We start from the raw sequence: 22,493 nt of genomic DNA, 5'->3' as shown, positions 1-22,493 counted from the left end.
TTTTCGCGATTATAAACCGTGAAATGAGGCTCTAATTCAAACATTATCCATTTATCTTCTAACGCAGTGATATTAATTATTGGCGGCTTTGTCCATACATGCAACAAGCTTAGACTCAATATCTTCTGCAAATGCTTTTAATGATTCATCCCCCGTTAGCTCAATGAGTGTTGTTGGCTTAGGCATCCCAATTTTTGTTTTTCCTTGCTCTTCATACACAACAATCTTACAAGGAAGAAAGTAACCGACCATAAAGTTTTGTGTTAAAACTTCTTTTGCCGCCTCTGGATTACAAACTTCAAGGACTCTATAGTTCTGATCGTATTCGAATCCCTTTTTCTTCAAAGTATCTTTGATATCGAAATCCCAAAGAACGCCAAACTTTTCCTCTCTAAGTACCTCTTCCAATACCTTTACTGATTCATCAACTGTTTGATTGGCTTCCACTGTATAATGAAACACTGTACTGTCCCCTTTCTAATACTTTGTATAAGGTCCCCTTTACCCTAACCTCTTAAACTCATTTTGCCTTAATGGCATAATGACTTGAATAAAGTTGAAAGATTGTTGTGTCGAAGCCCTGAGTTTGTAAGGCCTCAGACAATTCCTCTGAAGGAATTTTTTCATGGATTGGTGGACCATCGTCTGCTTCAATTGCTTCCCACTCGATAAACAAAACGAGTCCACCCGGTTTTAAAATTCGCCTAATTTCAATTAAGGCATTCTCAATACTCGGAACTTCATGAATAACTAGGGAGACCATCACTTTATCAATCGTTTGTGAGGCAATTGGGATATGTTCTAAATCACTAACGAGATACTCAATATTGTTAACCTGGGCTTCTGTTGCCCGATTCTTTAACATCTCAATCATTGTAGGCTCAATATCCAAGGCAAAGACAGATTCTTTTGTATGCTCGGCCATAGGTATAGTGAAATAACCATTTCCAGCACCTAAATCGGCTACAACGTCACGTTCTTTTAACTCCAGCATGTTCATGAACTGTTTATAGGGTAATTGTTGTTGTCTGTCTTCACTTAACAATTTATCAGCTTTTTCAGGATTAAATCGATGTCCTCCCATGCTTCTCACTTCTCCAATCTAACGTTTTTATCATGTTTAATTTCCTGTTATAATACCAAGTAAGCAGATGAGCTTTTTCACATTTCTTTTGAGGGGGGTTAAAAATACATGACGATAAAGAATCTATTTAAAGACAAATGCCCTCAATGCAAAGAACATTTAACAGTAAATCGAACAAGTTTACTCTCTAGCCAGGTGGTTAAATCCTGTCCTAAGGGGCATTACGAAAAAGAATATCACCCTGCCCTTGAATCCTATATTGAGACCGTTCAAGATTAATACAAGATATCGAACCAGATTTTAATGGTTGTAGCAAAAATTAATAATGCCAATATACCTTGCAAATACTTGCTATTGATTTTTTTACCTAAAGTTGCTCCTAACGGTGAGGCAATTAAACTAGCTGCCACCATAACAAGGGCTGGAAGGAACGGAACTTGCCCTGTCGCTATTTTCCCTGTTGTGGCACCAATAGATGAAATAAACGTTACAGCTAATGAAGTCGCAATGGTTATTCTGGTTGGGATTTTTAATAGGACTAACATGATAGGAACAAGGAGAAAAGCCCCTCCTGCACCGACAATGCCTGCCCCAATTCCAACAGCAAAGGTTAAAACAGCCGCGACGAACTTGTTATAATGAAGCTCTTCATGATTGGCTTTATCTGTGCCTTTTTTGGGGACGAACATCATCACACTAGCGAGGATCGCCAATAGCCCATATACCAGGTTGATACCTTCCTCTGTTAAGAGTCGTGATCCAAATCCCCCGATCAAACTTCCAATTAATATGCTGATCCCCATGGTTACAATTAAACTCCTGTTTAAATATCCGCCTTTTCGGTAGACCCAAACACCAGATAATGTCGCAAAAAACACTTGCACAGCCACAACACCGGATACTTCGTAAGCGCTTAATCCCTCAAATCCAAACAAGATCGGAATATAGAGTAACATGGGGTAATTGATAATGGCACCACCGATGCCCAGCATGCCGGACAATAAGGATCCTGTAAAGCCAATGAGAAATATCGTTAAAATAAACGTTAGTTCCATCCTCTTCCCCCTTAGTAAAAAGGGAGAACACGGTCCTCCCCTTTTTGTTTCACTCTTAGCCTTTTTGAATCCAAAATTTCAGTACGCCATCTTCCTCTGTATCTTTTAATAATTCATGGCCACCTGATTTTGCCCATGCCGCTAGATCACTTTTAGCTCCTTGATCCGTTGCATGAATTTCTAATACGTCCCCTGAGCTTAATTCCTGAATAGCTTTTTTTATTTTGACGATTGGCATTGGGCAAGCCAAGCCTGTTGCATCTAATGTTTTTACTGCTTCCATGATTTTCTCCTCCTTTTAATTACCCGTGAACCGCACAACGGTTGGGTCCAATTTCCATTTCCCTACGTTCTTCTTCATCCGGATTTACTTTCCCCATGTTGGTATGGCGAATCTTGTCATACGCATTTGGCTGTGGCGGAAGGTTATCCGTCACCATTTTCCTGAACTCACCTTCATCATCGACTTGAAGACCCGAATTTTTCTGATAAAGATCTCCCAATCGGGCAGACACTTTACCACCTTTGCCAAGTTCTTTGGCAAAGGAATAGTGAGCAGGGAGCACTACCAAATCATTAGAGAGTTCTTTGTATCGTTTATATAATGTTTCACGCAGATCTCCAACCCAATCTTCTGCCTTTCCTGCTAGATCAGGACGACCAATGGACTCAATGAACAGGATATCTCCTGTAAGAAGGTATTGGTCATCAATGATGAGGGACGTACTTCCAAGTGTGTGACCCGGTGAATAAATCGGTTGTACTTTTACCCTCGTATTCCCTACAACTATATCTCTGCCTTCTTGAAGAGCTGTATGGTCAAACGTAACATCTGTTGCGTCCTTTGGTGGTAGATAATACGTGCCTTTGGCATTTTCCGCTAATTGGCGTCCACCAGAAATATGATCCGCATGTAAATGGGTATCGATCAGATGCTTAATGTTCACACCTTTTTCCTTTGCAAAGGTTTCATAGATTTCCGTCATTCGATTGGCATCTATAACCGCAGCTTCTCCATCAGATTCAATGAAATAGGAGAGACAACCTTTTCCAAGACGGACAAATTGATAAAGGCTTCCTCCGCCGTTTAAATCAGCGACTTTTGTTGGCTCTAAGTGTTCACTCCAGGCTTTCATACCACCTTCTAGGGAATAAACATCAGAATAGCCAGCTTCCTCAAGTAATTCGCCAACCATTTGGGAAGACCCGCCTTTCGCACATACGACGATCACTTCTTGGTCTTTTTGCAAGTCCCTTTCTACAGATTCAATCCCATCGAGCAAATTAAAGTAGGGTTCGTTAAAAACCTTGACTTTACCGCCTTCAATTTTCCAATCATCAAATTCATCCGTATTCCGAACATCTAATATCAATGTCTCTTCATGATTGACAACTTTCTTTGCTAATTCACCTGTTGTGATCGTTTTTACAGTCATTTGTTTCTCCTCCCTTACTTAAAATGTTAATGACATATTAGCGTCTTTCGCATAATCAATAAACGAAGCAGCTCCGCCTACTTCAATTCCTTCAACAAAATCACCTTTTTCTAAACTCATAACATCCATGGTCATTTGACAAGCAATTAATTTAATATTCATTTCTTGAGCGATCCCGACTAACTCTTCAATAGAGGGAACGTTTGTTTTTTCAAACCCTTCTTGGAAGTGTTCTTTCCCTTCTGGCAGAGGCAAACTTTTGTGCCCTTCTTTATGAATGAGGTTTAACCCTTCAAACGTAAAGAATATTCCTACCTCTGCATCGGATGCTGCAGCAGCTGTAGCTACATTAAATACCTTATACGCATCAAAGAGACTTCCATTAGCTGCTATAATTGCGACTTTCGTATTTGCCATGTTTTTATCCCTCCACAAATATATTTTTTAATTAGTTTTATCAGTTGGACCTTCCCATTCAGCCATACCCGGAACAACATTTCTTACATGTTTATATCCTTTACCACTTAGCTTTTGGGCAGCTAGATCACTGCGGCTACCTGTACGGCAAATGACGTGCAGCTCATCATCTTCATTTAATTCCTCAAAACGTTCCTCAAGTTCACCCAAGGGTATATTGATAGCTCCCGGAATATGACCAAAAGCAAATTCTGCTGGTTCACGTACATCTAAAATCGATAGATCTTCATCTCCATCTACTTTACTTCGAAGATCTTCTAGTTCTGTAACATCCTCGTGTTTTGTTTCTCCATTTTTTTCGGATTCACTTGCCTTACGCACATAGTGTGTCAATACCTCCCTTTCTTCAACCGTACCAAGGTATTGATGTCCTGTGCTTTCCGCCCAGGCTTTTATATCGGCAGTAGACCCTTTGTCTGTTGCTTGAACTTCAATGACTTGCCCTGGTTCTAAGTTTGTTAATGCCTTTTTCGTTTTGACAATCGGCATAGGGCACGCTAATCCTTTAGCATCTAATCGTTCATTTGCTTCAATATTCATGTGAATACCTCCCTATTTCTCTATTTCTCCCGACCAATCAAGCATACCGCCAGCTATATTGGTTACATCATACCCTCGCTTGCTTAATATTCCGCATGCTTTTCCACTTCGACCACCGGAACGGCAAACGATAAAATGATGCTGTTCTTTATCGATTTCATCCAATCGATCCTGCACTTGCCCTAGCGGTATATGCTGGGCATCAGGAATTTTCCCTTGTGCTACCTCTTTATTTTCTCGCACATCAATAATGTTTACCTTTTCTCCATCTCTTATTTTCTTCTCTAGCTCTTTTGCTGTAATTTCCTTCATAACTTTCCCTCCTATTAATTCTATATCCCATCTATTACTTATACATGTATGGGTATAATAACTCCAAAAAATTATATAAATAAATTAACATTACCTTCTTCTGCATCTCCAATATAAGCAGCAACCCCCGCGTATTCAATACCGTCAAGGAGCTCCTCTTTTTGAAGGCCAAGTAAATCCATAGTCATCGTACAACCAATCAATTTCACATCTTGCTCCTGTGCCATTTCTATTAATTGAGGTAGAGGCATGGCATTGTGTTTCTTGATAACATTTTTGATCATCTTTTGCCCCATCCCTAAATAATTCATTTTAGAAAGCCCCATTTTATCGGCACCTCTAGGCATCATCTTCCCAAACATCTTGTTCATAAACCCTTTCTTCATTGACACTTTATTATCTTTGCGCAGGGCATTTAACCCCCAGAACGTATGAAAAATCGTTACTTCATGGTCATAGGCTGCAGCTCCATTGGCAATAATATACGCCGCCATCGCCTTATCATAATCACCACTAAACAAAACGATCGTTGTTTTCTTTTGATCTGACATGTTCGCCTCCCCTTTCATACTTATACATCTATGGGTATGGTAACAGACGAAAATTAAAAAGCAAATCTAATTGCTTCTTAACTTTTTCTTATCTGCTTTTGACTAATAATTCGATGGCTTCCTGAACTACTTTCGTAGTGTCCTCTCCCTTGTCCGCCTGTTCTTGAATGCATCGTTGCAAATTTTCAGCAACAATTGTGGCGATCGTGCGGTCAACGGCCGATCTTACTGCAGACAGCTGACTGATAACATTTTTGCATTCTTTTTCTTCCTCCATCATTTTGTGCACGCCACGGACCTGTCCTTCTGCCCGCTTTAATCGTAATTTTAAATCCTGTGAAAACTCCATTTCTATATCTCCTTTATAAGTTGGTTTATATATACTATACGATGTATTGTATCGGATCATATTTGCTTTGTCTAGATTTATGCTTTTTAATCATAAAGAATAGTGACGTTTTAATCTTTATGAACTTAAAAGATAACTAAAGAGCACAACTCTCACTCTAAAATTGTGCTCTTCATCATGGCAAAATCTTTTTTTAATGATTAGCCTTGGCTTTCTTCGGCAGCGATTGCATCTGCTTTTGATTCATGAACAGTACCAAATGGATGTTCAGGCGGTGCATAGATTGTGTAAAGCTTTAACGGCGTATTGCCTGTATTGGTTAGATTATGCCATGTACCAGCAGGCACCATAATAGCAGAGTCATCACCGACATGTTTTATGAAGTTTAAATTATCTTCGCTATTACCCATTTGAACAAATCCTTGCCCCTTTTCGATACGTAAAAATTGATCCACATCAGGGTGAACCTCCAAGCCTATATCTTCTCCAACGTTAATACTCATTAGTGTTACTTGCAAATGGTCTCCAGTCCATATGGTAGTACGAAACGTATTGTTTTGCTGAGTAGCTTGGTTAATATTCACTACAAAGGGCTCTTTGCCATGATCTTGAAACATCACTCCGGCATACCCCTGCACGTTTGGATATGGCCAATACTGGTTTGCAAAACCTGTTCTATTTGCCATATGCCAGTCATCAGGACCCATCATACTTCTACCATTAAACATGGGCATATTAGCATAGGCGTTCGGGTAAGGATACATATAAGAAAAGTTATTCACACGACATTCCTCCATGGGCAAATGATTATAAACCATCATATGCCCATACACTTGGAATGTTAACAGCTACCTCTCAGAAAGATAGTAACTGATTTATAAAAGATACCTCCCGGCTCATATTTAAGAATAAAAGAAATGCCTCTCAAAATTTTTTAAACTCTTGAGAGGCCTGTAGATTAATGATTTTAAAACCACCAAATTCCAGTGAAATTGTTCTCAAACTTTATATTGAAAGGGTTTTGGGCGCTATCACATCATGCCGCCCACGGCTTCGCCGGGATAAATACAATAAAAAAGCAGCGTATAAATAGCGAAATCTGTATTACATAAGTACTGAAGTTCAATCATTTTGTATTAGTATCTATAGAATAATCAACAATAGTATGTCATGAAGTATGTCATTGTTTTTGGGAATCAAGAAATGTAGGAAATGACAATCAATAATATGGTGAGGTAAGTATAATTTGCTATGGAGTCTCTGTCCGCGGTTAAGGATATATTGCAATGAACCAGTTGGGACTTGTTATAGCTAATCAACCTAACTTAACCACCTCTCCATGCATGTTGTATTCATACACAGAATAATATAGTTGTCCCGATTGTCGAAACCTACATTTTTTTAAATACACTATACTCACTTATCTACAATGATGAGTCAAAGGCTTGTGTTAAAGATTGACCAAATTAAGTATGGCAATTTCATGAGTACTTGCTGATATTTTTTATGTAGCGTCCAAATTATTATGTTTTGGACGAAATGTCTTAGTAGTCTATGGGAAAAACTGAAAGAATGCTTTGTAGAGCAGAACTTGATCCAATATTTATAAACGGATTCTCTAAAAATAGTTTGACATTCATAGAAAAGCTAAAGAAATACCGACAAAACATTGTATTAGAATTATTCAAACAATAAGAGAAGAAGGTACTAAGTCGTTATAATCAAATTTAGTTATTATATTTTTTTTGCTATTGGACATAGAACATACAGATAGCCTATAATCTGGATCAATATCAAATTGTTTAAACCAAAAGGGGCCTTGACTTAACTGACTATTAGTAAGCAGTACAAACCTTTTATTTTCGTCAATCCCAATAGTAAAAGAGTTTAAAGGTACTGAGAGTCCTTTTCCAATAGCTTTAAGGTATGCTTCTTTTAGTGTCCAAAGGTCATAGAAAGAGGACAACCTGGCATGCTCTAATTGAGAATTCAAGTATTGATTTTCTTTTATGGAGAAAAATTGTTCTGCTACATCAAGTTCTATAGAACTCATCAATTGAATATCTACACCAATTGGTTGAGAATCAGTTCCAACAATTACCCAACAACCTGAATGTGAAATATTAAAGTGATAGCTTGATATTTCTCTAAAGTAAGGTTTACCGTATATAGTGTATGACAATGATAGAAGGTCACTTCCAATACCTTTCTCTCTTTCAACAATTGCATATAATAGTAGTTCGCCAAAAATGCTTCTAATGGCATCTTCTTGTCTTTTATACCTCACGATCTTTGTTCGTCTCTTTAAAGAAACTTTGTTTAAATAAAAATGGAATTTGTCACTAGCTAATCCACTTGGTACTTTAACTGCATATATATTCATTTAATCTACCTATCTTATAAATAAATTATTAAGTGGAGAGAACAAACTTACTTCTATTTTGTACGGTTTTTTGCATCATAGAAAAATAAAGTTTTTAAAATTACAAGACTTTAGCAGACAAATACACTCCCCATAAAGACGTCAACAATTTGAATAATTTCAATTACCCGACAAACATCGCCCCGTTAATGTCTAGTGTAGAACCACATATGTAAGATGCTTGCTCACTACATAAAAAACAAATTGTGTCAGCTTGTTCTTCTACCGTTGAAGGACGCCCTACGGGAATTTGCTCTAATATAGATGTTCGCTTCTCTTCTGAATATTCATCCCACATGGCCCCAACTCGCTCTGTAAGCGTCAGTCCAGGAGCTACTGCATTTACAGTGATACCATAAGGGGCGAGTTCAAACGCGCATTGTCTTGTAAAACCAATTAAAGCTGCTTTGGAAGCAGTGAAGTCTACTCCACCAAAGAAAGTAGAAGTTCTTCCAGCGACAGCGGATATATTTACCACCCTCCCCCAACCATGCTTCTTCATTCCAGAAATTACTTCACGCGTACAATTAAATACAGTCCGTAAGTTTAAATCAATAGTTGCATTCCAATCACTATCTTCGATTGCCTCTATCGATTTTGTATGTAATGTTCCCCCCACTGCATTGACGAGTATGTCTATATCACCCAACTCACTGTTGATAGTTTGGAACACTCTTCTTACCTGTTCACTATTTGTGACATCAATTTCATAACACAACGAAGCATCTTGAGAGTATTTACTGCTAAATTTCTTATCTAGTAATGCAACTCTGTAACCATTTTTTCTAAATTTTTTTGCGACAGCACGTCCAATCCCGTTAGCTGCACCTGTTACAACTGCTACATGCCCTTTCATAAGAACCACTCCTCTAATCTTTGCAGTATGGATAAAACTGTTTACTACCTAATTTACATTTGTAAACTTATGATGCATTTTTTTGAAAGACTTTTAAACTTTAGTTGAGGCTTTTTAAACCAGCCATCATTTGTTCGATTACTTTATCGGCAAATTTACCATAAGCCTGAGTGTCCATATCAATCCTACCGGAGATATATTCAGAGCTATCATCAAGGGTAATTTCAAACCCTGCTCTATACGTATCATTAGGTAGTAAGCTAAGTCTCATACTCTTAGAATTACCCAGAGAGATTTGGGCTCCCTCACGTTGAGAATTCCATGCATTGAAAAGCTGAGGGAAAGGAAGATCGTACCCTACGTTCCTAGATGTAATTCCTTCCGGATAAAGTGCAGCTATTTCGAGACTTTGTCTTCCTGCTGCTTCTAAAACCGCGTGCTGAACTTTATTAACTACTGACGCCAGAGATTCGTGCGACTTATGATGTGTTGTAATCGGTATTGTGTTGGATAAAGGGCCTACCACTGTGAAATCATCCGGATTTTGTCTATTGACAAACGGAACACCCGTGATAATAGTATTCTTTTCACTAACAGCACTGATTGCATGTTGGTAGGCTGCGAACAATAAAACGAAAGGTGTAACACGATAGGCTCTTGCACAGGTTAAAACCATACTACGTGGGACAGAAGAGCTAAATTGAACGCTCTTCGATTGTCCTACAGCCACACGAGGTGTTGCACGGACTGCATCAATGCCGTATGGGCCAGGCACAGGATAAACTTCATCAGAGTGTTTGCTTTTTTCTCTCTTTAATGATTGGTTTATTTCCACCTCAGTATATTCGGTCCAGCTTTTAAACGACTTTTGAGCTCTTCCCATGTAACGATTAGCTATTTCATCAATAAGTAAGTCAATTGATGCTCCATCACATGTGTAAATCCAAAATCCAACCCATAAGTGGAACCCCGTATCATCCGTATTTGACGCTAATCTTAGTCCCGGATCGCTAGCTTTTGTTGCACAATAAGAAAGAAATGCTTCATCAGAAATACATGTATCCTCAGTACTCAAGTGCTCCTTAAGTGTTTCACGTAAAACAGATTCTTTTGGCGCGTATCCGACAAGGATATCATTTTCCATCTTAAATTGGGCTGCTAAAATTGGGAATTGAGCCAATGTGTCTGTAACGATGTTAATGACCTTTTCTTTGTCGCAATTCAATGAGAAGTCAATGCGTATTGCTCCAGCGTAAGCGCGGCCAGTTGGATCTAGCATCGCCCCGGTCCATTTTTCACGCAGTCCCGCAGTGCTAGGAATAGTTATTTGCTTTTCCCTTATATTAACTAAGTAATCTTGGGGCATTAATTTATCCTCCTTTTATAATTATTAACTGGAACAGAAGTATTGGCTAGCATCTATGACTCTATTATTATGTTCTTAAATATTGCTGGTGAGCTTTCCTTATTAAGTTTTTACTTCCCTAATTGTGTTCTCACTGTATCTTTCAGTATTTGATGCTAGAGCACTTCCCTTAACCAAGATAAGTACTGCACCCAAAATCATTGCTACAGCTGCAAGACCGAATGAAACAATGAATCCATCAGGTTTTATTGTCGTGACACCAGTTCCCTCAGTAATGCCGATAGCTACTGCCGCAAAAATGGTAATGCCAAAAACCTGGAAAATTTGTTGGATTGTGGTTGTAATCCCTGAACCAGCTCCTGCGTCTGTTTCAGATAGATCTAAAGTTGCTAGGGATTGAGAAACAGGTGAGACACAGCCAAAACCAACCGATGTCGCAATCATAGCAGGCATCATACCAACCCAATAACTTTCTAAAGTTACTCCAAAAGCAAACATTATGAAACCTAAAGAGGAAATCGTAAGACCAACAAGTGCTGCAGTCCGTGAACTCCATTTACTAATAATAAACTGAAAGAGGAATAAGCCTGGGAAAAAACCAATACAAAATGGAAGCCAAGCCAAACCTGTCTGCATTGGCGTCATGCCAATTAAATCTTGCATTTGCAGAACACCCAGATAGAATAAGGCACCAGATGTACCTGCTAAAATTGCAACAATAACGTAACCAACTACTCTTGGTGATCGGGTCATTAATCTGGCAGGTATAATTCCGCCTTCTGATCGCTTGCAGCGCCTAAGAACCCCAATAATACCCAATAATCCAAGGACAATTAATGCAATTCGTAACCATATTACCTCTTGAATTCCGGAACCAATTGTACCAACTACTATCATAGATACAGAAGTTGCCAGTACAATTGCATTTCCAAAATCCAGACGAGTAGATGCTTGATTGGATAGCTTTGGAACAATCACCATTACAGCTACATATAAAATTAGAGTGATTGGAACATTAATCCCAAAGACCCACCGCCAAGATAAATACTCTGTTAGTAAACCGGATAGCATAACACCTACTATTGAACCTATCCCACCCAGAGCAGCCCAAATTGAAAATGCTTTCCCACGTTCAGGACCCGAAGGGAATAATAAAGAGACAATTGCTAAGCCAGTTGCTGCTGCAAGGGCCTCACCAATTCCCTGTCCAATACGTCCTAAAATGAGCATGCTCGCATTAGAAGATAAAGTTGCTAGAAGTGAAAAAGCACCGAAAATTATAATACCTACTTGTAATGTACGTCTTAATCCAAAAGCATCACCAATTCGTCCACCTAACAGTAGGAACGAACCAGCAGCCACTAAATAAGCATTTACTACCCATGTTAAAGAAGATGCGGTGAATCCTAATTCTTCCTTGATATTTGGTAATGCCACGTTAACCACAGTTGCGTCAAGCAATAATATGAACTGAATAACAGAGATAACAGCAAGTGCCTTCCATCGCTGCTCGTATATAAAATCTTTTTTAGGTGATTGTTTCATTTTTCCATTCTCCAATCTTTTTATCTAATATTATCTTGTCTAGGGTGAAACCATAACACCCCAGTAAAACTTATTATTTTTCATTAGAGAGAAACTAAAATACAGGGAGTAATTCCTCGTCATTAACATATTGATTAGTTAACCTTAATGAGTTTCGAACTATTGCAATTCCGTGTTCTGTCCCGATACTTTCAGGGTGGAATTGTACGCCTTCTATTGGTCTTGTTTTATGACGAACCCCCATTACTACCCAATCTTCTTCGGTCGTTGCTGTATTAATTAGGTCTGTTTCATCACCAGGATCTGTGAGAGTAAGTGAATGGTAACGTACTACAGAAAATGATGATGGAACATTATGAAAGATACCTTTTCCGTCATGTTGAACTTGCGCTTTCTTGCCATGCTCGATAGTAAGTGCATTATTAAGTTGCCAACCAAAAAACTCCCCGATGGCTTGGTGCCCTAAACATACCCCAAAAATAGCTTGTTTATCACCTGCTGTACGTATGATTTCAGGGTAGCCATGTTCCTCAGGTGTCCCTGGCCCAGGACCAAGTACTAGAAGGTGTGGTTGCCACTGCTGATATTGCCCTATCGGTTCATCATTTACACGGACCACTTTTGTTTGTGCACCAAGCTTTTCGTAATATTGTGCAATAACAAATACAAAACTATCAAAGGCATCTATCAATAAAACTCTCATTTGTTCCCTCCTATCGATCTAGCAAATGATCTTATTTTCGCACCTGCCTCGTCCCATTCAGCCGAGGCCCGAGAGTCAGAGACAACACCAGCAGCTGCTCGTAACATATAGCGCCCTGAGTCTCCTACAATTGTTCGGATAGTTAAGGCTAGCACTCCATTATTACTTCCTTTTATATATCCAGCGCAACCAGTGAACAATCCTCGAGCTGTATCCTCCAGTTCTGAAATAATCTCCATGGCACGAACCTTGGGTGCGCCTGTCATTGTCCCCGCAGGGAAATTGGCTTCAATCAAATCCCAAATATCACAACCTTTACGGACAGGGGCTTCAACAGTGGATACCAAGTGAAGTAGTGGTCCATATGCATCCAACTTCATGAACAAAGGTACGTTTACCCCCCCTGGAATAGCACATCGAGCTAAATCATTACGGGCTAAATCAACAAGCATTAAATGCTCAGCTGCCTCTTTTGGAATATGGTCCAAGCGACTGCCACCCTGACTTTTCTGATCCATCGTTCCTGCGATTGGTCGAACCTGAGATATACCATCACTAATACGAATCATGAGCTCGGGGCTAGAAGAAACTACATGCCTGTCTTCAAGGTCCAGGTAATACATGTAAGGAGCTGGATTAATTTTTGCTAGTCTTTCGTATAGATCCACTGGAGGGATAGTCGCACTTGATACTGCAGTCCGACACAATTGCACTTGGTATATATCACCTTTGCGAATATACTCTTTGGCACGGTTAACAGCAGAAAAGAAGACTTTGCGATCTGTTAGGTCCTCAATACCTCCCACATCCCAAGAATCATTAGAGATTTGAGACAATTCTGGGTTTGTAATGGCTTGGATTAATTTTTTAGTATCTGGAATAAAATCAACTTTACTTTTTAAAACATCAATTTGTGTACGTCCTTCAGCATCATAACGAACAATGTGTCTATAAACTCGGACTACTACTTCAGGTTCCCCTTCCTCAATGGACATACCTGGTAGATTTTCAACAAAACGAGCTGCACTATACCCTAGAACCAACACAAGAGGGTAATCCTCTGGCAACGCGAGAATTTTTGTTACATTTCTAAGGCGATCCCACAAAGGTTGTGTATCGTCACTTATCACGTCTCTACATTCATTAGCAATCATTTCAAAAGGTCCACTTCCATATACACGCCAAATCCCATCCACAAGAGTAATATCCAAGAGCAAGTCAACCATGAAGGTCGTTTCCTGACCATCGATTTCTTCAAAACCATTACCAGTTTCAAACAAGGCCGATTGGGGAAACAAGTTTAATAAACACTTACGGACTCGAGCTACCGATGCTGCCCCAGGAACTTCACAACGCTCAACCACCCAGGAATGTATCTGTTCTTGCTTGTTCATGAATTTACCTCCAATCTTGGATTCGTGCGTGTTTCCAAGAAACGTAGGCACCGGTCTCTGTCCTTGGATCCAAACGACTTTGCAATAACAGCTTGACTGGGACACCAAAATGACTAGTCATTTGCTCCTCAATCAGAACTACAGATTGATTTCCTATGTCAGCAACAAGCTCGACTTCTAATTCGTCTGTATCGCTATTTCCCTTTTTAATGTTAACCTGATATCCCCAAGCTGAATCGACTGCATTCAAAACCGCCGATTCTATTGAAGAAGGATACATTTGGCGACCACCGATAGTCACGGTGTCATTGATCCGACCAAATATCCGTATGCAACGTGATTTATTGCCACACCCGCAATCACTAGAAGGAGAAAGCCTTGCCAAATCCCCAGTACGGAATCGTATTAATGGTTTAGCACCAGGTACAAGCATCGTGATGCATAGTTCACCGACATCATCAACTGCATACCCATCTAAAGGCAAGATTTCAATAATATAGTTTGTTTCTGAAACATGTAAATTTCCTTCAGGGCAACCTGTAGCCACTGTATGCGCCTCTTGCGACCCATATAATCCATGGGTACACTGGACACCCCAAATTCTAGAAATGTTTGTGAGCATTTCAGGTGTGCATATCTCTCCTAGAACAAGGATTTGTCCCACCGAAGTATCACGGGGATCTATCCCGATACTTTTATAGAAACGTGAGAGAGCAAGCGCCACAGCAGGTGAACAAATAAGCGACTTAACACCTAGCTTATTTATACGTTCCGCGGCTTTTTCAAGTCCTACCCGGGGACTCTCAGGCCATAACCGTACAAAGGGAATCCCTAAATCCTTACAAACTCCTCCATACGTGTCTCCGAAAGCATACAGCTCAGATGGACCCATTATTGCAGTTAAAGCATTCATAGTGCCGAAAGTTGATTGGTAAATCTCTTTTACTGCATTCTTCACGTATGCACCACTCGACTGAACATCAATTGAAGCTCTGGGACATGGTGTTGATTTCCCTGTAGTACCAGTTGTTTCATAGTACGATTCAATTTCATCGAATGGAACGCAACAGACTTCCGTATCCGCAGTACGAAGATCATTTTTGGTAGTATAAGGTAAACCTTTGAGTGTTCTGTAGTTATTTTTGGAACACGCCTTGTTGTTACGCAGGTGTTCTTTATAAAATGGAGATTGAGCCTCTACATATTTTAATATTTCTTCCACACGCATCTCAGCCATACGGTGTACCCCTTCTAACTGTGTTTCCCCATTTATATATGAATCCACATACCCAGACCATTCTTGATCTAACTTCATTGTTTTCATGGCCTCATCCTTTCTACAAGTTCATTGGCGAACTCGTCAATTGTCTCAGTTAGCATGATACTTTTTAATGAAACTTCAATTGAGAATTGAGATTCCAAATCAATTTTTAGTTTCATTGCTGTTAAAGAATCCCCTCCTAAATCAAAGAAATTGTCTTCTGGTAGTACTACTGGTTGTTCCAGATGCTTTGATACCATCCTGATGACTTCTCGTATGGTGAACTTTCGATCTTTACTTTCTACCTCTTCCGAGTTTATTAATTTTTCGTTTGATGATACTAGACCTTCCTTTTTCATCGTTCCACCCTTTCCGCTAGTTCATTGGCGAGTTCGTCAATTGTCTCAGAGTGCATAATACTCTCTATCGAAACTTCCACAAATAATTGAGATTCCATTTCGTCTTTTAGTTTCATCGCATCCTCAGAATTACCGCCTAATTTTATGAAGTTATCATCTGGTAGTACTACTGGTTGTGATAAATGACTAGAAATGAAGCGTATTACATTTCGCAAAATAGCATTTTTATCCCCGTTATTTAACTCTTTTTTGTTTTTATTTTTTAATGTTTCACGCAAAGTCCTTACATCTACCTTGCCGTTTTTGGATAATGGTAGTGTAGAAACTCGTTTTAGCACCTTTGGTACCATATAGTTCGGTAGATGTTTTTTTAATTCCATTAATATTTCTTCAGAGTCAGACTCGCCTATATAAGCTAATCCAATATGCTTTGGCTTTCCATCTGGACCTGGCAGTGAAATGGCGCAAGCTCTAGATACCCCACTACAAGATGCGGCTACATTTTCTATCTCGCCAAGTTCAATCCTGTAGCCTTTTATTTTAATTTGGTTATCTACACGGCCGAGAATCTCTATTTCACCATTGGGGAGATAACGACCAAGGTCTCCTGTCCGGTACATTCGCCGCCCTGTCCTAGGATGATATACGAATGAACGCTTGGTTATATCTGGCTTTCCTAAGTATCCTCGAGCCAAAGAAACGTCGCTCTCTACTAACATCTCGCCAGGTACCCAATCTGGGCAGTCTATCCAGTTTTCACTTAGTATGTGATATTTTGAATTTCGCATCGGTGAACCATAAATGACCGATCGACAGATACTTCCTTCATCTTCATTTATTTCATGAATTACTGACCAATTTGTGGTCTCAGTTGGCCCACCACATGAGAACATTCGAGCAGAAGGAAAGACAGCTTTAGCTCGTGGTAGTAGTGACAGTGGGATCCAATCACCCGCCATTATTATGTTGTTTAAAGTTTTGACGGGGTCTACCTCATTTGATGTTTCAGCTACGAAGCACACCAATTCCATAATTGCGGGAACACAAGCCCAAAATGTTACTTTGTGTCGGCGATGAAGTCTTAGCCAGTTTTCTGGATCAGGTCCAGCTTCAGATTTAGGTATCACGACAGACCCTCCATGCAATAAGGGACCAAAGACATCAAAAACTGACATATCAAAATGCAGTGCAGCCGTAGCCAGATGTCGGGTTGATTTATCCAAGTTAAAGCGATCTATAACATCGCTAATGTGGTTGACCACTGCTACTTCCGGAACTTCAACACCCTTAGGTTCACCAGTCGACCCAGAAGTAAAAATTACATATGGTGAATAGTCTTCCAAAACAGGTTCGAGATTAAGGTCTTTAATTTGTTTATTTGAATTCCAAATCCTTTCAGTACTGTGCTCAATCCTGCAAATACCGCTAGGTACCCTAGTATCAGGTAAAGCAATCACTACGCGCGCTCCTGCTTGTGAAAGTATCGCCTGCACTCTCTCAAGTGGCAAATCAACGTCGATTGGGATGTAACCAACACCTGCTAACAAACAACCATAAACAGCTTCGTATTGCGCAACTCCTTTAGGTAACAAAATACCTACAAACCGATCACTTGAGTTACAAACCTGCTTAATCATTGTCTTAACTTGCACAGCAGCATGACCGATCTCACCCCATTTATATTCACCAGTAATGTCTATAACTGCTGGATCGTTCCAATTTTCTTCAATTCGCTCTAGTAACAAGTCACGCAAATGATAGTTAGGGATTGGTTCCTCAGTGCTGTTGACTTTCTCGCGCAATATTTTTTGGGAGGGTGGTCGAAGGTCTAACCATGTTTCACTCCAGATATCTGAATCATCCGCAAACTTTTCTAACAACTCACAGAATGTACCAAACATCACCTCGATAACGTCAGGTCTAATGACTCCAGTTAAATAATCCCATTTGTAGTAAAGGGTATCCTCTGACTCTCTAATTTGAACATCAAGTGTCACCTGTGGAGTCTGTGAAACGCCAAATACCTCTTTACCTAACTGGGATACATCATGTCGACCTGGGTGTCCAAGAAGGCTTGTCAACACTACAGGCATCAATGGCTCACTTCCAGTACGTTTAACTCTAGCTAGTTCACGTAATACCTCTACTCCGGTAAATAAGCGATGGTCAAGAGCCTCCCATATCGCATCTTGTAAGCGTTGGCCTCGTGTTTCTATAGTATCCTTATCTTCATTTTCATAAGGTACAAGCAGTGTATTAGTAAAATCCCCAACTACTAAATCAATATCATTACTAACAGGCATTCTGTCTGAAACTGGAAAATTTAACGTAAACCTATTCTCTTCACTCCAATAACGCAACACTTCACATAGTGCCAAAGCCACTATTCCAGAAGGAGAAATCATTCTTTCTTGAGCTTTAGCTTTCAGCCTATTCCATTTTCCCTTTTCCAGTCTTCCTTCATGTCTTTCGAACCTTACAGGTGTGGTAGTTTCACCTTGCTCCAAATGTGGTAACTTTGGAGCAGCTGGAAGGTCCTTAATTTTTTGTATCCAATAATCTCGGTCGAAGCGGTATTGCTCACTTCTCCGCACTTTATAACGATATGTAACGTAATCGTTAAATGTAGTCTGTATCTGTGGTAATTGCGGGTCCTTTTTTGTATATAGATCAATTAGATCAGGGATGATTACTTGGAATATTGACCAAGCATCGGCAATCAGCATATCAATACAGAAATGAATTCTGCTAGTACTCGGACTAATGCGACTCACTACGAATCGAAACAGAGGCCACTGCATTGTTCCTATTTCATCATTCGCCATTTGCGCGCGAATCTGATCAATCTCTCTACTAATCTTTTCTGATGAAAGTTCACTTAAATCTATATACTCAACTGCAGTCTCTCCATTCACTGTTTCAATTTTTTGGCGACCAGTACTATCTATTGTCATTCGAAGCATGGGGTGACGATCTACTAACATACCAACTGCTGACGTGAATCGGTCATAGACTAAATCCTCTACCTCCCATTCAAAGTAACCTTGACAACCAACACCACCGTAGTTGAAGTCAGAACCACGACCTATCCAGAGGGCTTGTTGACTTTCATTCAATTCGAATGGATTTAATTGTTCATCTGCAGGTAGATGTTCAAATACTGGCAGGTTAGCATTAAGAGATTCATTAGCTAAGCGAATAAGATTCGAAAACACCGGATTCTCTAAAAAAGATACCATTTTAATGTTGATACCATAATTGTGAGTTAATTCCCCTATCATTCGCATAGCTTTTAGAGAGTCACCTCCTGAATGAAAGAAATTCGATTCAAGGGTTACATAATCACATCGAGTCCAGTTAATCCAGCTGTCGTTTAAAGATTGCTCGGTTCTTGTAGTAGGGATAAATATGGTTTCTGATGTATCTTGCTCAAGCTCATAATCTCTTAGCGCTTTATAATCCACCTTGCCGTTTGGTCCTAGCGGTAATACCATGGTATTAATTTGACTAGGATGAGCAGCGGAAGGCAGTTGTTCTCTTAGATAATCACTTACCTTGTTTTTAATATCCTTAACATCATTAGACTCTTCTAGAAAAAGCACAATTGTTTCTCCGGAATTTTCTGAGAAGCAAAGGGCAGCAGCCTTCATAACACCTTGAACTTTAAGCGCAGTGATTTCTATTTCAGCTAAGTCAACTCGATGCCCCCTAATTTTCACAAGCCCATCTGTTCGGCCAAAAATCTCTACAGTTCCATCCAATCCAATACGTGCTCTGTCTCCAGAAACATATTGTAATCGTGATGTATTGTCGAAACTATTTTTATCAAAAGCTTTTTCAGTTTGTTCAGAATCTAAGTACCCCACCGAAAGTGTTTCGCCTGTTATGATTAGTTCTCCTACACAACCAGCTGGCAATTCCTGCCCATTACCGTCAACCACGTAAGTGTTTGCTCCAGAAACAGCCTTTCCGACTGAGGGCAAAATCGTATTACGAGGACCTGATAAGTCCTCTATTGATACAACTGCTGCTTCTGCTGATCCATAAACATTAAGAACTGTGTAATTGAGGGTAGAAGGTGGCCACTTTTTGCATCGCTCACCAGCAATCAACATCGTTTTCAAACTATTATTAAAATTACTGGTCCAAATGGCTTCTGCAACTGATGTCATAACCAATGTATGGGATAGCTTTTTCTCTTCAAACCATTTAGTCATAATCCGTATGTCTTGCAAAGCATCAGATGAAGGGATACATACTGTACCGCCTGCGCCTAGAACCGGCAATGGATCTACTTCAATCATGCCGTATCCTGGAGAAGACAGCCAAGAACCCCGAGTGTTTTCTCTGAGTTCTGCAGCGTCTATAATAGCGTCTATTGTAGAAGTCATCCCACGGTAGGAAAGACAGGCAGCCTTAGGGCTTCCAGTGGTTCCGGAAGTTCCAGCGATGAAACACACTTCATTATTAGTTTCCACCTTCTTTCCAAATTCCAAGTTGGAGGACTTTTCAACATTTGTTTCATTTCTTAAGGGAATTATTGGGTAATCCACTAGACCTCTCGCTCTTTCAATCATATTTCCTACGGTAATTACAGCATCAGGGTTCGTTTCTTCAATTAAACCTTTTATTCGTTCATCGGGGTGAGTAGAATCAATAAGCACGCAAGTACCACCTATACGTTGGACAGCAATAATTGTAGCTAAGTATCTCCATCCTCTTTCCATAAAAAGCGCTACCCTCATATGTGACTGATGTATGGTAGCCTGTTTGCTCATCTGTTGAATTATTGCTTCGGATGCATTCCAAAGCTCCCCGTAAGTGAGCGTCTCGCCAAGAGCATCATCCACAATTGCAATTTCATTTGGCTTGTTTTGAGTATGTATGAGAATGCGTTCAACCAATGATTTACGTTCGTGTAACCCGCTCGAAGTGTGCTTAGGTAAAATATCAAGTGAAGTTTCCGCCTTTGGATTCAAAACTCTAGCACATGCAAAGGATGTAACGCTACGTAAATGTGCAAACATAGATTGCTTAAAAAGATCTGCACGAACTGAAAGCAAACACCTTTCATCTTGAACGATTAAACATACCATTGAATCAGCTGTTGGAGAGACTTCCCCATCAGTTACCACTATGTCAGTAGCACTTAAATCAACTTCTGCTTGGTCAGCCGACTGGGTTTCTTGATCAATGTAACTTCGGGCATCCCCTGCTTTTCGCAACTTATTTCCATCTATTTCGAAGCAAGTTGCTAATCCATTTACATGTTTCTTAATTGCCACTCGTCCATCTGGACTGAAAAAAGAGCCCAACATAGCAGCAACCGCAGTAATATCCTCAATAGATGCACTTAATCCTTCAGGTAAAAAAACCTCTTCTTCTATTCGCGCAGAGTTTGTTGTTAATGAGTGAGCAGAATCTCTGTTCAAAAGTACATCCCATATAGTCCGCTCAACACCAGAATATCTATTAATTAACCTACTTTCTAATAACTGTGTGTTCGGTTTAGAACTATCTAACATCCGATATTCACTCCCCATTAAGTAGTTAGTTATTACAGAATTCATTTTCTTTATTCTTTTTGAACTAGATTAGTGACTCGTACTTTATTCCAATTTTGTTAGCTAAGTCCAAAGCAGATTCCTTAAGAACTGCTCCTACTTTGCGGGGTACATTTGAATAATCTAATGATAGGGAACGCTTTGAACCACTTCCCTTAATGTTCCATGTAGTAACTGCTCGACTTCCAATTAATACGACCGGGCGCCCATTTCCTGATGAGTCGTAACCACCGATCTCATTAATTCCCAAGCATTCTCGCTGCCTAGATTTGGGAGCATACCCCATTGCCAGTGGATCCCAAGCTGGTAAAAAACGTACCTTTTTAGGTGGTAATTTACTATCATTGGAAATAAAATTCTCAAAATCTTCAATTTTGTTAACGCTAATCCAAACTCCCGTTTCAATCTCAACAGCATCTGTTCTTTCCAATAATGAGCGTGCCTTCTTTTTTGATATGGACATCCACCAAGCAAGATCCTCTGTTGATACAGGTCCATAATTTTCGATATATCGATTAGCTATATCCAACTTTAGTTCATCGCAATTACTTAATGAATCGTCACCTTGAAGGAAATCGCTAGGACAGGCCATATACATCCAACGATTAGACCAATGATTGGATGGAGCAGTCCTAATCATTTTTCCTTCATAGGTTGCCACCGTGGTACATGCCCGGGCTTGAGGACCGTTCATTTCGAGAAATTTTTTAATGTCTTGCAACTTCTTAGGTGATTTTTTTGTAAACTCAGTAAGGTCTGGAAGTACCCTTCTATAGTCGGCCAACGTTAGCTTGACTTCCCGCAACCGCCACTCATGATTAGCAACAGGAAGTCGAGTTGCACTAAATACTTTGGAAGCCAAATGCTTTGGTAATAAGAACTTTGAGCGTCGCATCCCTGGTATTCTGATTAGGTCTGGATCAGTTTCCATGAAGATCAAGTTTTTTCCATTGATTTCTTGATTACGAGCAAGAATGGCTAACCAGCTCGTTGGTCTTGTTGAATAAATTCCTATATAGGACTCTGCAATTTCGGCTAAAGTTGCACTTTGAAAACGCTCAAAATGCTGTAACACGATCCATTTAGCTAGAATATTGTCAGGAATACCCTCCAAATACATTTTACTGCTCACTATTTACCCACCTTTATACTTAGGTAGAAAAATTGATTTAGTTTTGACATCATACTTTAACCTCCAAATAAACTCTCTACTCTGCTA

At 39.7% G+C, this 22,493-nt stretch carries 21 protein-coding genes; all 21 read right to left on the bottom strand.

Annotated features, from left to right (window positions below):
• Positions 1-72 precede the first annotated feature (72 nt).
• The 21 genes from BLW54_RS09320 to BLW54_RS09220 all read right to left on the bottom strand — a co-directional run bounded on the left by BLW54_RS09320 (position 73) and on the right by BLW54_RS09220 (position 22,406).
• Positions 73-462: a DUF302 domain-containing protein gene (locus tag BLW54_RS09320; protein ID WP_074734228.1), complete on the bottom strand. Its 390-nt coding sequence runs from the start codon at positions 460-462 to the stop codon at positions 73-75.
• Positions 463-520: 58 nt separating this feature from the next.
• The gene (locus BLW54_RS09315) at positions 521-1,084 is read right to left on the bottom strand and encodes a class I SAM-dependent methyltransferase (RefSeq protein ID WP_074734226.1); all 564 of its coding nucleotides are present in this window, start codon (positions 1,082-1,084) and stop codon (positions 521-523) included.
• A 275-nt stretch (positions 1,085-1,359) separates the two neighbouring features.
• A complete protein-coding gene (locus BLW54_RS09310; RefSeq protein WP_074734224.1) occupies positions 1,360-2,139 on the bottom strand; it encodes a sulfite exporter TauE/SafE family protein in 780 nt (259 codons plus the stop codon).
• 55 nt (positions 2,140-2,194) lie between these two features.
• The gene (locus tag BLW54_RS09305; RefSeq protein WP_074734222.1) at positions 2,195-2,422 is read right to left on the bottom strand and encodes a sulfurtransferase TusA family protein; all 228 of its coding nucleotides are present in this window, start codon (positions 2,420-2,422) and stop codon (positions 2,195-2,197) included.
• Positions 2,423-2,441: 19 nt separating this feature from the next.
• Positions 2,442-3,575, bottom strand: a complete 1,134-nt coding sequence (locus BLW54_RS09300; RefSeq protein WP_074734219.1) for an MBL fold metallo-hydrolase — start codon at positions 3,573-3,575, stop codon at positions 2,442-2,444.
• 18 nt (positions 3,576-3,593) lie between these two features.
• Positions 3,594-3,992: a DsrE/DsrF/DrsH-like family protein gene (locus BLW54_RS09295; protein WP_074734217.1), complete on the bottom strand. Its 399-nt coding sequence runs from the start codon at positions 3,990-3,992 to the stop codon at positions 3,594-3,596.
• Positions 3,993-4,019: 27 nt separating this feature from the next.
• Positions 4,020-4,592: a sulfurtransferase TusA family protein gene (locus BLW54_RS09290; RefSeq protein WP_074734214.1), complete on the bottom strand. Its 573-nt coding sequence runs from the start codon at positions 4,590-4,592 to the stop codon at positions 4,020-4,022.
• 12 nt (positions 4,593-4,604) lie between these two features.
• Complete coding sequence (locus BLW54_RS09285) at positions 4,605-4,904, bottom strand: rhodanese-like domain-containing protein (RefSeq protein ID WP_074734212.1); 300 nt, start codon at positions 4,902-4,904, stop codon at positions 4,605-4,607.
• Between the two features lie 71 nt (positions 4,905-4,975).
• Positions 4,976-5,455 carry a DsrE/DsrF/DrsH-like family protein gene (locus BLW54_RS09280; protein WP_074734210.1) on the bottom strand — a complete coding sequence of 160 codons (480 nt, stop codon included), beginning with the start codon at positions 5,453-5,455 and terminating at the stop codon, positions 4,976-4,978.
• An 88-nt stretch (positions 5,456-5,543) separates the two neighbouring features.
• The gene (locus BLW54_RS09275) at positions 5,544-5,804 is read right to left on the bottom strand and encodes a metal-sensitive transcriptional regulator (protein ID WP_208598919.1); all 261 of its coding nucleotides are present in this window, start codon (positions 5,802-5,804) and stop codon (positions 5,544-5,546) included.
• Between the two features lie 200 nt (positions 5,805-6,004).
• On the bottom strand, positions 6,005-6,586 hold the full coding sequence (locus tag BLW54_RS09270; protein WP_439330196.1) for a cupin domain-containing protein: 582 nt from the start codon (positions 6,584-6,586) through the stop codon (positions 6,005-6,007).
• Positions 6,587-7,488: 902 nt separating this feature from the next.
• A complete protein-coding gene (locus BLW54_RS09265) occupies positions 7,489-8,187 on the bottom strand; it encodes a 4'-phosphopantetheinyl transferase family protein (RefSeq protein ID WP_083391499.1) in 699 nt (232 codons plus the stop codon).
• 163 nt (positions 8,188-8,350) lie between these two features.
• Positions 8,351-9,082, bottom strand: coding sequence for an SDR family NAD(P)-dependent oxidoreductase (locus tag BLW54_RS09260; RefSeq protein WP_074734208.1), 732 nt, complete (start codon positions 9,080-9,082; stop codon positions 8,351-8,353).
• Positions 9,083-9,182: 100 nt separating this feature from the next.
• Entirely contained in the window at positions 9,183-10,448 is a 1,266-nt protein-coding gene (locus BLW54_RS09255; protein ID WP_074734205.1) for a condensation domain-containing protein, read from the bottom strand.
• 102 nt (positions 10,449-10,550) lie between these two features.
• Positions 10,551-11,993: an MFS transporter gene (locus tag BLW54_RS09250; RefSeq protein WP_074734202.1), complete on the bottom strand. Its 1,443-nt coding sequence runs from the start codon at positions 11,991-11,993 to the stop codon at positions 10,551-10,553.
• Positions 11,994-12,087: 94 nt separating this feature from the next.
• A complete protein-coding gene (locus BLW54_RS09245; RefSeq protein ID WP_074734200.1) occupies positions 12,088-12,696 on the bottom strand; it encodes an anthranilate synthase component II in 609 nt (202 codons plus the stop codon).
• Entirely contained in the window at positions 12,693-14,090 is a 1,398-nt protein-coding gene (locus BLW54_RS09240; protein ID WP_074734197.1) for an anthranilate synthase component I family protein, read from the bottom strand. Before BLW54_RS09240 ends, BLW54_RS09245 begins: the two co-directional genes overlap by 4 nt.
• A gap of 4 nt (positions 14,091-14,094) precedes the next feature.
• Positions 14,095-15,414, bottom strand: coding sequence for a phenylacetate--CoA ligase family protein (locus BLW54_RS09235; RefSeq protein WP_074734195.1), 1,320 nt, complete (start codon positions 15,412-15,414; stop codon positions 14,095-14,097).
• Positions 15,411-15,710 carry a phosphopantetheine-binding protein gene (locus BLW54_RS09230; RefSeq protein ID WP_074734193.1) on the bottom strand — a complete coding sequence of 100 codons (300 nt, stop codon included), beginning with the start codon at positions 15,708-15,710 and terminating at the stop codon, positions 15,411-15,413. The genes BLW54_RS09235 and BLW54_RS09230 overlap by 4 nt, the downstream gene beginning before the upstream one ends.
• On the bottom strand, positions 15,707-21,235 hold the full coding sequence (locus BLW54_RS09225) for a non-ribosomal peptide synthetase (protein WP_074734190.1): 5,529 nt from the start codon (positions 21,233-21,235) through the stop codon (positions 15,707-15,709). Before BLW54_RS09225 ends, BLW54_RS09230 begins: the two co-directional genes overlap by 4 nt.
• 64 nt (positions 21,236-21,299) lie before the next feature.
• Entirely contained in the window at positions 21,300-22,406 is a 1,107-nt protein-coding gene (locus tag BLW54_RS09220) for a DNA glycosylase AlkZ-like family protein (protein ID WP_244153500.1), read from the bottom strand.
• Positions 22,407-22,493 lie beyond the last annotated feature (87 nt).

The sequence above is a fragment of the Halobacillus karajensis genome (genome assembly GCF_900108515.1).
GTDB lineage: Bacteria > Bacillota > Bacilli > Bacillales > Halobacillaceae > Halobacillus > Halobacillus karajensis.
The sequence above is the reverse complement of the archived record's forward strand: the minus strand, read 5'-3'. Positions and strand labels throughout refer to the sequence as shown.